Origin of the sequence: Streptomyces malaysiensis subsp. malaysiensis, from assembly GCF_040653035.1 — a bacterium.
GTDB classification, from domain to species: domain Bacteria; phylum Actinomycetota; class Actinomycetes; order Streptomycetales; family Streptomycetaceae; genus Streptomyces; species Streptomyces malaysiensis.
Genome location: NZ_JBEZNG010000024.1, coordinates 1 through 11,538 on the forward strand (window position 1 = coordinate 1; position 11,538 = coordinate 11,538).

The 11,538-nt window shown below is 69.7% G+C and carries 9 protein-coding genes; 7 read left to right on the forward strand and 2 right to left on the reverse strand.

Features of this window, described 5'->3' with window-relative positions; translation table 11 throughout:
• Nucleotides 1-118: 118 nt before the first annotated feature.
• Entirely contained in the window at nucleotides 119-658 is a 540-nt protein-coding gene (locus AB0E24_RS35385; protein ID WP_069865773.1) for an HNH endonuclease, read from the reverse strand.
• A 444-nt stretch (nucleotides 659-1,102) separates the two neighbouring features.
• Here AB0E24_RS35385 and AB0E24_RS35390 point away from each other — a divergent pair, with 444 nt between their 5' ends.
• Entirely contained in the window at nucleotides 1,103-2,203 is a 1,101-nt protein-coding gene (locus tag AB0E24_RS35390) for a mechanosensitive ion channel family protein (RefSeq protein ID WP_093699956.1), read from the forward strand.
• 64 nt (nucleotides 2,204-2,267) lie between these two features.
• On the opposite strand, the gene AB0E24_RS35395 is transcribed toward AB0E24_RS35390, so the two are convergent.
• Nucleotides 2,268-4,193 carry a S53 family peptidase gene (locus AB0E24_RS35395; protein WP_283888814.1) on the reverse strand — a complete coding sequence of 642 codons (1,926 nt, stop codon included), beginning with the start codon at nucleotides 4,191-4,193 and terminating at the stop codon, nucleotides 2,268-2,270.
• Between the two features lie 406 nt (nucleotides 4,194-4,599).
• Here AB0E24_RS35395 and AB0E24_RS35400 point away from each other — a divergent pair, with 406 nt between their 5' ends.
• The 6 genes from AB0E24_RS35400 (at nucleotide 4,600) to AB0E24_RS35425 (ending at nucleotide 11,535) form a co-directional block, all read left to right on the forward strand.
• A complete protein-coding gene (locus AB0E24_RS35400; protein ID WP_069865769.1) occupies nucleotides 4,600-5,835 on the forward strand; it encodes an ROK family transcriptional regulator in 1,236 nt (411 codons plus the stop codon).
• Between the two features lie 126 nt (nucleotides 5,836-5,961).
• On the forward strand, nucleotides 5,962-7,290 hold the full coding sequence (locus AB0E24_RS35405) for an extracellular solute-binding protein (RefSeq protein WP_251772304.1): 1,329 nt from the start codon (nucleotides 5,962-5,964) through the stop codon (nucleotides 7,288-7,290).
• Nucleotides 7,291-7,301: 11 nt separating this feature from the next.
• A complete protein-coding gene (locus tag AB0E24_RS35410) occupies nucleotides 7,302-8,255 on the forward strand; it encodes a carbohydrate ABC transporter permease (RefSeq protein WP_069865765.1) in 954 nt (317 codons plus the stop codon).
• A gap of 27 nt (nucleotides 8,256-8,282) precedes the next feature.
• The gene (locus AB0E24_RS35415) at nucleotides 8,283-9,188 is read left to right on the forward strand and encodes a carbohydrate ABC transporter permease (protein WP_079257654.1); all 906 of its coding nucleotides are present in this window, start codon (nucleotides 8,283-8,285) and stop codon (nucleotides 9,186-9,188) included.
• The gene (locus tag AB0E24_RS35420) at nucleotides 9,185-10,447 is read left to right on the forward strand and encodes a 6-phospho-beta-glucosidase (protein ID WP_093707312.1); all 1,263 of its coding nucleotides are present in this window, start codon (nucleotides 9,185-9,187) and stop codon (nucleotides 10,445-10,447) included. Before AB0E24_RS35415 ends, AB0E24_RS35420 begins: the two co-directional genes overlap by 4 nt.
• A gap of 74 nt (nucleotides 10,448-10,521) precedes the next feature.
• A complete protein-coding gene (locus tag AB0E24_RS35425; RefSeq protein ID WP_359383460.1) occupies nucleotides 10,522-11,535 on the forward strand; it encodes an N-acetylglucosamine kinase in 1,014 nt (337 codons plus the stop codon).
• The last annotated feature ends 3 nt before the right edge of the window (nucleotides 11,536-11,538 follow it).

Sequence of the window (11,538 nt, forward strand, 5' to 3'; positions counted from 1 at the left end):
GAGCGCCCACCGTGGTGAGCGCCACATAGAAGACCGACTTCTCGACGCTGGAGCCGTGAAGATCCCCCCGACAGGACCCCGAGGTCCCTGCGAGCAGACACAGTAATGGCCCGGTCTCTCAGGCAGATCTACTGCCGTCGATCCGGGCCATGGCATCTTCCGCGCCGTATGCCTGGAGGTATGGCAGCCAGCGCGGGTCCCTATGGCCCGTGCCGATGATCCGCCACGCGAGCCCCGACGGCGGCGCGGGTTGATGCCGCAGTCGCCAGCCGATCTCGGCGACATGGCGGTCTGCCTTGACGTGATTGCAGCGACGGCACGCGGCGACCACGTTCTCCCAGGTGTGCTGCCCGCCACGGCTGCGCGGGATGACGTGATCGACGCTGGTTGCGACGCCACCGCAGTACGCGCATCTGCCGCCGTCACGGGCGAACAGCGCGCGGCGGGTGAGCGGAACGGGGCCGCGAAAGGGCACCCGCACAAAGCGCTTGAGCCGGACGACGCTGGGTGCGGGGATCACGCGGGTAGCGCTGTGCATCAGGGCGCCTGAGTCCTCGAGGCTGATGGCCTTGTCATTGAGGACGAGTACGAGCGCGCGGCGGAGCGGTACGACGCCGAGGGGCTCGTACGACGCGTTGAGGACCAGGACATGCGGCACGGGGGCCTCCTTGTACGCCGGCGGCGCGTGGCTCGCGCCGGGACGATCTCCCCCAGTTTCCCCTGAACCCTGGCCGGAACGCCACTATCACCGGGTTAACGGTTGAGAGGCATTTCCGGGTACCGCACGTATACCGCCCGTACGCGGTGGGGACACCGGCCGCTTGACCACTGCCCCCACGGCCTTCCGGCGCCCCCGCGCACGGCGGCGGGCAGCGACCGCGAAGTGGCAAGAATCACGGACCCTCCTCACCGGGGCCGCCGCACGGCCTCCGGCCGGGGCAGAAGGTGGAACTGACGCCTCCGGACCCGCTCGTACGCGCCCCCCGGGCGCGCTCGCGCGCTCTCGAACACAGGAACGGCGCACCCCATGCCCGGCTAATGTGTGAGAGGTTGCGCGCACGGGTGATCCGTGTGGGCATGTCGCATACGAAGGGTTTCTGCTGTGTTCTGGTCCGCTGCTCTGGCCGCTGACTCGACGCCTCGTCCCACGACTCTCGACGATGCGCAGAAGAGCGCCACGAACGCCGCGGGCTGGGTGGAGGAGAACTGGTCCACCTGGCTCGGCATCGGCCTGCGCATAGCCCTGATCCTGATCATCGCCTTCGTGCTCAGGTCCGTCGTCCGGCGAGCGATCACCAAGCTGATAGAGCGCATGAACCGCACGGCCCAGGCCGTCGACGGCACCGCGCTCGGAGGGCTGCTGGTCAATGTGGAGCGACGGCGGCAGCGTTCCGCGGCGATCGGCTCGGTGCTGCGCTCCGTCGCCTCGTTCCTGATCATGGGCACCGCGGCGCTGATGATCCTCTCCGCGCTGGAGATCAATCTGGCACCGCTGCTGGCCAGCGCCGGGGTCGCGGGTGTGGCGATCGGTTTCGGCGCCCGCAATCTGGTCACCGACTTCCTCTCCGGTGTCTTCATGATCCTGGAGGACCAGTACGGAGTCGGCGACACGGTCGACGCCGGGGTGGCCTCCGGCGAGGTGATCGAGGTCGGTCTGCGCGTCACCAAGCTGCGCGGGGACAGCGGCGAGATCTGGTACGTGCGCAACGGCGAGGTGAAGCGGATCGGCAACCTCAGCCAGGGTTGGGCGACGGCCGGGCTCAATGTCCAGGTACGGGCCGAGGAGGATCTTGACCAGGTCCGGTCCGTGATCACCCAGGTCGGTGTGGACATGGCCAAGGAGGAGCCGTGGAACGAGCGGCTCTGGGAGCCGATCGAGGTCCTGGGGCTCGACGCGGTCTATCTGGACTCGATGGTCGTCCGGGTCTCCGCGCGGACCATGCCCGGCAAGGCGCTCGGCGTCGAGCGGGAGCTGCGCTGGCGGATCAAGAAGGCGCTGAACGAGGCGGGCATCGAGCTCGTCGGCCGGCCCCTCGACCCGGAACTCCAGACCGACGCCGCGGATCCGGCGGCCACCACGGCCGCGCCGTCCGCGCTGGCCAACCCGGACTCGCCGCAGTCGATGGCGGCCAGCCCGATCGCTTCCGCCGGCGGTCCGCCCGCCGCCCCCTCCTCGACGGTGCCGCCGCCCATACAGAAGTGAGCGCAGCGGACATGCCGCGGCTCCCGCCCCGGAACGGAACGGGAGCCGCGTCGGACCCGGCAGCTCAGCGGCGGTGGTGCCCGCCGAACGAGGTGAGGTAGCCGGCCGCGGGGGTGCCCACGCCGGTCACATCGTCATAGCCCACGACCGCGTGGAGCGAGCTGTCCCGGCCGAGGCTGCGCAGCGAGGTCACCAGCCCGTCGGAGTCGTCCTGGCTGTTGACGTAGTCGACCCGGACCACGCCGAGCGAGACTCCGGCGCCCAGCGGGTGATCGGTCACATCGTGGTACGAGGCGGTGCCGTACCGGTCGTACAGCGACGGGTTGGCAAAGCCGATCGGCTGGCCGCCGCGCGCCTGCTGGGCGAGCGCCTGGACACCGGCGATCACGGGCGCGGCCAGCGAGGTGCCGCCGATGCGGTACTCGCCGTACTGGAGCGACCCATCCGGGAAGGTCTGCGTCTGGCCCACCAGGAAGCCGGTGTTGGGGTCGGCCACTGCCGCGATGTCCGGGGTCACCCGCTGCTTGGCCGTGCCGCCGTTGGCCAGGGCGAGCGCGTCCGGCACCACTCCGCGCTGGTAGAAGGGCTGGGCGACGGTCTTGCTGGTGCCGCCTCCGGCGCCCGAGGTGTACGCGCCGGGCAGCGCGTCCCAGCCGGTGCCGTCGGCCGAGAGGTTGGCCTTGGTGGTGCCCCAGCCGGTCTCCCACTGGTAGGTGTCGCCCTTGCCGACGGCCAGGGAGGTGCCGCCGACCGCCGTCACCCACGCCGAGTTGGCCGGGGTGTCGACCTGCTTGGTGCCGGTGGACGCCACGTTGTCGCCGCTGTCACCGGAGGAGAAGTAGAAGCCGATGCCCTCGACCGCGCCCTGCTGGAAGATCTGGTCGTAGGCGGCGGCCACGTCCGGCGTCTCATTGGCCTCCACATCGCCCCAGGAGTTGGAGACGATGTCGGCCAGCCGGTTGTCGACGACCTTGGCGAGCGAGTCGAGCAGATCGTCGTCGGTGCAGGAGGCCCCGCCGACGTAGACGATGTCGGCCGCGGGGGCCACGGCGTGCACCGCCTCGACGTCGAGGGTCTCCTCGCCGTACCAGCCGCTCGCGTCGCACTCCTCGGTGTACCGGTAGTCGTCCGGCAGCACCTGTGTCAGCTGGCCCTTGCGGTAGCCCGGGTCGCCGTTGCGCTTGGCGTACCGGGCGGCGTCCGCGGCGATGGTGGGCGAGGCGAAGGCGTCGGTGATGGCGACGGTGACGCCCTTACCGGTGTTACGGCTCTTGGCGCCGTAGGCGGCGCGCAGCTGCTTGCCGGTATACCCCTTGATCGCGTACGGCTGCTTGGCGCCGTAGGCCGAGGGGAGGCTCCGGTCGGTCCGGGAGCCGTAGTAGGCCGAGAACGGCCCGGCGTTCTTGAAGACCGGGCCGGGCGGCGGGAGGGTCTCGTCGTGCTTGGCCCGCTTGGGCGCGTTGTCCAGGCCGACGACGGTCAGCACGGCGCCGTGGAGCGAGGCGGGCACGGTGGCCGCGTTCGACGGCGCCCGGTAGACCTTGCCGCCCTTGGTGTAGTCGTGCAGCTGGGTGCCGAATGCCCGCTCGGCGGCGGCGACATCGCCGGTGACCGACAGATAGTGCTGGTTCACGCCGGTGACTTCGATCCCGGACCCCTTCAACCAGGCGGTGACGGCGTCCTTCTGTTGCCGTGTCGGTCCGAAACGTGCCTGGGTCTGCCGGGCGGACAGATATGCGCCGTAGTGCGGTGAGGAGGGGTCGGACACGGCCTTCGCGTAGTCGGCCAACCCCTTGGCGTCCCGTCCGGCGAGGTAGACGCGGGCGCTGACCTTGTTGCCGTCATCGGTCGCGCCGCGGTCCGAACCCGCCGTCGCCCAGGCGGGCTTGGTGCCGCTCAGGGTGTCACGGGCATGCGGTGCGGAGTCGGCCTGGGCCGTGGGTATGCCCAGCGCCAGCGCACCGGCCACCAGCGGCAGCGCCGTCGCCAACCCCAGGGCCGCGCGCTTGCGGGTGGCCGCGCGCTTGCGGACAAGGGTCGCGCGCGTTCTGAATGTCGTGCGCGCTCCGGAGGTTGTGCGCGCTTCCGAAGCTGTACGCGCTTCTGAAGTCGTACGCGCTCTGGAAGTTGTGCGCGCTCTGAAAGAGGAAGATCTCACCTGGCCCCCTGCGATACGAGTGGTCGCATTCCGGCGGGCGCCGACGATCACGGCCACCCCACCGCAGGCCACTCTTACGGTGACTTGTCCATGCCAGGTACATGCGAGATCAATCTCTTCGCCAAGAACCCGCCAAGGAAAGCCCGCCCATGACCCATTGACTCCGCCCCGGTCCGCCCCCTAGCTTGCTGTTCATCAATAGGAAACTTTCTTAACAGAGTGAGACGGGGGCACCACCATGGCCGCATCACCCGGCAGCAACACGCAGGGCGGCACACCCGGGACCCCCCGCGTCCTCCGCGCCATGAACGACCGCGCCGCACTGGAGCTGCTGGCCGCGCACGGGCCGCTCACCCGGACCCGGCTCGGGGAGCTCACCGGGCTGTCCAAGCCCACCGCCTCCCAGCTGCTGACCCGTCTGGAGTCCGTCGGCCTGGTCCGTACGACCGGGAACGTCACCGGCCGGCCGGGGCCCAACGCGCAGCTGTACGAGATCGATCCGGCCGCCGCCCATGTGGCCGCGCTCGCCGTGGACCAGGAGGGCATCACCGCCGCCATCGCCGACATCACCGGCCGGATCGCCGGTGAGTACCGGGTGACGGCCCCGGCGACCGACGAGAGCGTGACCAACCGGACCGGGGAGCTGGTCGCCGAGGCGGTGGACGGGGCGCTGGCCGCCGCCGGGCTCGGCCGGGACGATCTGCACTCCACCGTGATCGGCACCCCCGGCGCGCTCGACCCGCGCACCGGGACGCTGCGCTACGCCCCGCATCTGCCCGGCTGGCAGTCCCGCACCCTGCGCGACGAGCTGGCCGAGGTGCTGCACACACCGATCGTCATCGAGAACGACGTCAATCTCGCCGCCATCGCCGAACAGCACCACGGCACCGCCCAGGACTTCGACGACTTCGCGCTGGTCTGGGCCGACGAGGGGGTCGGCGCGGCCATCGTGCTCGGCGGCACCCTGCTGCGGGGGGCCACCGGCGGGGCCGGGGAGATCGGCTATATGCCGCTGCCGGGCGCCCCGCTGGCCCGGGGCGGACCCCACGCGGCCGCCCGGCCGGACGGGGGCGGGGGGTTCCAGAAGCTGGTCGGCTCACCGGCCGTCGTGGAGCTGGCCCGTGAGCACGGGATCGACGCGCCCACGGCCACCAAGGCGCTCACCGCCGCGCTGCGTACCCCCGGCGCGGGCGACGAGGTGCTGACCGAGCTGGCCCGCCGGCTGGCCACCGGGCTGGCCTCCGTCGTCGCCGTGGTCGACCCGGAGCTGGTCGTCCTCTCGGGCGAGGTCGCCCAGGCCGGTGGGGAGCGGCTGCGCCGGCTGGTCGAGACCGAGATGACCGGTCTCGCACTGCCCCGCCCGCAGCTGCGGATCAGTGAGATAGAGGGGGATCCGATTCTCATCGGCGCGCTGCGGACGGCGGTCGCCGATGCCCGTCAGACCGTTTTCGACACCGCCCGATTCGACGCCTGATCCGGCACCCGCCGCACCGGGCGCCACTCCACCGCCCCGTCCCCCTTTCACCTTCGTCCGTTGTCCGGCGCCCGCACCGCCGCTTCCCCTGCCGTCCCCCCGTACCGCAGCAAAGGAAGTCTCCCCATGGCACGAAAACTCGCCGCTCTCGCCTCGGTGCTGAGCGCCGGCGCGCTCATTCTGACGGGCTGCGCCAATCCCAGCACCGGCAGCGCCGAGGACGATCCGACCAAACCCGTCACGCTGAAGTTCTGGCACGGCTGGTCGGAGAAGAGCGAGGTCAAGGCGATCGATGCGAGCATCGCCCGGTTCGAGAAACTCCACCCCAATATCAAGGTGAAGGCGACCGGGAATGTCACCGACGCCACCGTGAACCAGGCGCTGCGGGCGGGCGGAGGCGACGCCCCCGATGTCGTCTCCTCCTTCACCACCAACAATGTGGGGCAGTACTGCTCGTCGGGGATGTGGGTGGATCTCGATCCGTTCATGAAGAAGACCGGGCTGGACAAGGCCAAGGTCTTCCCGAAAACGCTGCTGGACTATACGAGTTACCAGGGCGACCAGTGCGCCCTCCCGCTGCTCGCCGACGCGTACGGCATGTACTACAACAAGGACGCGTTCGAGGAGGCGGGCATCAAGCGGCCGCCGCGCACCATGTCGGAGCTTCAGCGCGACGCCGCCAAGCTGACCAAGCGCACCAGGAGCGGCGGCTATGAGCGGGTCGGCTTCATGCCCAATTTCCGGCTCTACCAGAACAGCCCGGACCGGCTCTTCGCCCAGTGGGGACCCACGTACTTCGGCAAGGACGGCAAGGCGCGGCTGGCGAAGGAGAAGGCGTCCAAGGAGTTCTACGCCACCACCCGGGAGCTGATGCGGCGCCAGGGCGGCTATGGCCCGCTGGAGACGTTCCGCACCTCTTTCGGCGATGAGATGTCGTCCCAGAACGCCTTTCTCACCGGAAAGCTCGCCATGCATATGGACGGCGAATGGCGCGGGCTCTTCATGAAGGGCGCGAAATTCGCATGGGACACCGCCCCGCTGCCGGTGCCCGACGACCGGCCCGAGACCTACGGCCGGGGCTATCTCACCGGCACGGTGGTCGGTATCGCACACAGCAGCACCCACCAGAACGCCGCCTGGGAACTGGTGAAGTTCCTGACCGCGAACACCGATCAGGTGGTCGCCTTCGCCAACGCCATTCACAATGTGCCGTCCACCAAGGCGGCGCTCACCTCTCCGAAACTGGACTCGGACCCCACCTTCCGGGCCTTCCTCGATATCGCGCAGAACCGCTACAGCACCGCCCTGCCGCCCTCGATCAACGGCGGTCAGTACGTCACCTCGCTCCAGGACTTCTCCTACGGCGTCGAGGCGGGCAAGGTGCACGACCTGGACGCGGGGCTACGAAAACTCGATGACGAAATAGACGCCGACAATCTCCAGGCACAGAACTGACGGAGTGCGATATGGCCACCCTGACGAACGCTCCCGCCCTGCGTCGCAAGGCACGCCGTGAGCGGCTGCGCACCCTCGGCTTTCTCTCCCCCTGGCTGGTCGGCTTCACCGTCTTCTTCGGCTATCCGCTGATCGCCACCGTCTACTTCTCCTTCATGCACTACAACCAGATCGAGGCCCCGACCTTCGTGGGGCTGCGCAACTGGCGTTATGTGCTGGAGCAGATGCCGCTGTTCGGACCGGCGCTGTGGAATACGCTCTGGCTGGTCGTGGTGATGGTGGCCCTGCGGGTGATCTTCGGCCTGGGCATCGGACTGCTGGTCACCCGGATCAAATCCGGGGTGGGATTCTTCCGCACCGCCTTCTATCTGCCGTATCTCGCCCCTCCGGTGGCGGCCACCGTCGCCTTCGTCTTTCTGCTCAACCCCGGTACCGGCCCGGTGAACGACATCCTGGGGAGCATCGGGATCCACGCCCCGAACTGGTTCAACGACCCGACCTGGGCCAAGCCGTCCCTGGTGCTGCTCTCGTTGTGGGGCATCGGCGATCTCATGGTCATCTTCATGGCCGCGCTGCTGGATGTGCCCAGGGAGCAGTACGAGGCGGCCGAGCTCGACGGCGCCGGGGCGTTCCACAAGTTCCGCTATGTCACCTGGCCGTCGATCACCCCGATCGTGATGTTCGCGGTCGTGACGGGCGTCGTCCAGACCATGCAGTACTACACCCAGGCGCTCGTCGCCGGAAAGCTCGCCTCCGGCGTCAGCATCGGGCCCGGATCGGTCATCCAGCCCGGCTACCCCGACCACTCCACGCTCACCGTGCCGCAGCTCGTCTACTCGCTCGGCTTCCAGAACTTCAACACCGGAGCCGCCTGCGTGCTCTCGCTCGTGCTGTTCGCGATCGCGATGGCCGTGACGACGCTGCTGATGCGCAAGCGTGCCGGACTGCTGTCGGCCGAGGACTGAGCCGAGGACTGAGAGGACCGATTCGCCATGACCGCCACCACCGCCCTCTCGGCGCCGTCCGCGCCCGCGCGCCGCGCCGCCGGACGTTCCCCCGCCCCCGCCGCCCGCCGCCGCGCCGCGCTGCACTGGATCGCCGTGCACACGGTCGCCATCGCCGCCGCGCTCTTCTTCGTCCTGCCCTTCGTCTTCGTCTTCCTGACCTCGGTGATGAGCGACGACCAGGCGCTCAGCGGCGATCTGTGGCCCACCGAATGGAACTGGTCGAACTACGCCGATGTCTTCAACACTCCGGGCTTTCTGGACTGGTGGCGCAATTCGCTGATCTACGCCGGGCTTGGCACCCTCTTCACCGTCTGTTCGTCCATTCCGGTGGCCTACGCCCTCGCCAAATTCCGCTTCCGCGGCCGCCGCACCGCCATGATCCTGGTCATCTCCACGATGATGCTGCCGCCGCAGGTGATCGTGATACCGATGTATCTGGTCTGGGCCCAGCAGCTTCATCTGTCGGGTTCGCTGTGGCCGCTGATCATTCCGATGGCGTTCGGCGACGCGTACTCCATCTTTCTGCTGCGCCAGTTCCTGCTGACGATTCCCCGGGAGTATCTGGAGTCGGCGAAGGTCGACGGCAGCGGAGAATTCGGCACACTGCTGCGTATCGTGGTCCCGATGGCCAAGCCGGGCATCGCGGCCGTCGCGCTCTTCCAGTTCTTCTACTGCTGGAACGACTATTTCGGCCCGCAGATCTACGCCGCGCAGAACCCGGGCGCCTGGACGCTCAGCTATGGCCTGGAGAGCTTCAAGAGCGCCCACAGCGTCAACTGGAATCTGACGATGGCCGCGACGCTGCTCGTCATGGCCCCCGTCATCATCGTCTTCTTCTTCGCTCAGAAAGCCTTCGTCGAAGGCGTCACACTGACAGGAGTCAAGGGTTGAAGCTCGCAGTCGTGGGGGGCGGGTCCACCTACACCCCCGAACTCATCGACGGATTCGCCCGGTTGCGGGACGCGCTCCCACTGGAGGAGCTCGTCCTGGTCGACCCGGCCGCCGACCGGCTGGAGCTGGTCGGCGGACTGGCGCGCAGGATCTTCGCCAAGCAGGGCCACCCGGGCACCATCTCCTGGACCGACGATCTGGACGCGGGCGTGGACGGCGCGGACGCTGTCCTGCTCCAGCTGCGCGTCGGCGGTCAGGCCGCCCGGAACCAGGACGAGACCTGGCCGCTGGAGTGCGGCTGTGTCGGCCAGGAGACCACCGGCGCGGGCGGGCTGGCCAAGGCGCTGCGCACCGTCCCGGTGGTGCTGGACATCGCCGAGCGGGTGCGCCGCCGCAACCCCGACGCCTGGATCGTGGACTTCACCAATCCGGTCGGGATCGTGACCCGAGCGCTGCTCACGGCCGGGCACCGGGCGGTCGGCCTGTGCAATGTCGCCATCGGCTTCCAGCGGAAGTTCGCCCGGCTGCTGGGGGTGGAACCCGGTGAGGTGACGCTTGAGCACATCGGCCTCAACCACCTCACCTGGGAACGCTCGGTGCGTATCGGCGGCACCGACGGCGAGGATGTGCTGCCCAAGCTGCTCGCGGAGCACGGCGGGGCGATCGCCGACGATCTGCGGATGCCGCGCACGCTGGTGGAGCGGCTCGGCGTCGTCCCCTCCTACTATCTGCGCTACTACTACCAGCACGACGCGGTGGTGCGGGAGCTGCGCAGCAAGCCGTCCCGGGCGGCGGAGGTCGCGGCGATCGAGCGGGAGCTGCTGGAGATGTACGGCGATCCGGCGCTGGACGAGAAGCCCGAGCTGCTCGGCAAGCGCGGCGGGGCGTTCTACTCGGAGGCGGCGGTCGATCTGACCTCGTCCCTGCTGCGCGACACCGGCGAGGTGCGGATCGTCAATACGCTCAACCGGGGCACTCTGCCCTTCCTGCCGGACGACGCGGTGATCGAGGTCCCGGCGTCCGTTGACGCACAGGGCGCGAAGCCACTGCCCGTACGCCCCCTTGAGCCCCTCTTCGCCGGATTGGTGGCGAATGTCACCGCGTACGAACATCTGGCGCTGGAGGCGGCGTTGAAGGGCGGCCGGGAGCGGGTCTTCCAGGCGCTGCTGTCCCATCCCCTCATCGGCCAGATCGAATACGCCGAGAAGCTGACCGACGACCTCATCGCGCACAACCGGGAGCATCTGGCGTGGGCCTGACCCAGTCCGTACCGACCCCCTCTTCTTCCCCTTCGTCCTCCTCTCCCGCGTCGGCCACCCCGCCGGACCGGTCGGTGCTGGCGATCGACGCGGGCAACAGCAAGACCGATATCGCGCTCGTCGGCGAGGACGGCTCCGTCCTCGGCCAGGCCCGCGGCGGCGGCTTCCGGCCGCCCGTCGTGGGCGCCGAGCGCGCCGTCGGCTCGCTCGCGCCCCTGGTGGAGGAGGTGGCGCGGCAGGCGGGCCGGTCCGGCCCACCGCCCGCGGGGCATATCTCGGCATGTCTGGCCAACGCCGATCTGCCCAGCGAGGAGGAGCAGCTGACGGGCGTGCTGGCCGCTCGCGGTTGGGGCGCCAGCGTCACGGTCGCCAACGACACCTTCGCCCTGCTGCGGGCCGGGGTGGCGGACGACGGCGAGCCGACCGGCGTCTCCGTCGTCTGTGGCGCGGGCATCAACTGCGCCGGGATCGGCCACGGCGGCCGGGTGGCCCGCTTCCCCGCCATCGGCCGGATCTCCGGCGACTGGGGCGGCGGGGGCTATCTGTCGGAGGAGGCGCTGTGGTGGGCGGCGCGTGCGGAGGACGGCCGCGGCGAGCCGACCGAACTGGCCCGCGCCCTGCCCGCGCACTTCGGCCTGACCACCATGTACGAGCTGATCGAGGCGCTGCATCTGGGGCGTCTGGAGGCGGGTCGGCGGCATGAGCTGACGCCGGTGCTCTTCGCGGTGGCCGACACCGGCGACGAGATCGCGCGGACGATCGTGGACCGCCAGGCGGAGGAGGTGGTGACCATGGCCACGGTCGCCCTCGGCCGCCTCGATCTGCTGGGCGAGGAGACACCGGTGGTACTGGGCGGCGGGGTGATCGCGGCCCGCCATCCGCTGCTGGACGACCGGATCCGCGAACTGCTCGCGGAGCGCGCCCCGAAGGCCGAACCGCGCGTGGTCACCGCGCCGCCGGTGCTCGGCGCCGCGCTGCTGGGCCTGGACCGCACCGGCGCGCCCGAATCGGCGTACGCCCGGCTGCGCGCGCACTACGCCCCGGCCGATGACACGGAAAGTGGAACCGAAAGTCCTTCCGAAGCGTAATGA

Coding starts and splice junctions, on each gene's coding strand:
- AB0E24_RS35400 (WP_069865769.1), top strand. CDS start 4,600: ATGGCCGCATCACCCGGCAGCAACACGCAGGGCGGCACACCCGGGACC.
- AB0E24_RS35405 (WP_251772304.1), top strand. CDS start 5,962: ATGGCACGAAAACTCGCCGCTCTCGCCTCGGTGCTGAGCGCCGGCGCG.
- AB0E24_RS35415 (WP_079257654.1), top strand. CDS start 8,283: ATGACCGCCACCACCGCCCTCTCGGCGCCGTCCGCGCCCGCGCGCCGC.
- AB0E24_RS35410 (WP_069865765.1), top strand. CDS start 7,302: ATGGCCACCCTGACGAACGCTCCCGCCCTGCGTCGCAAGGCACGCCGT.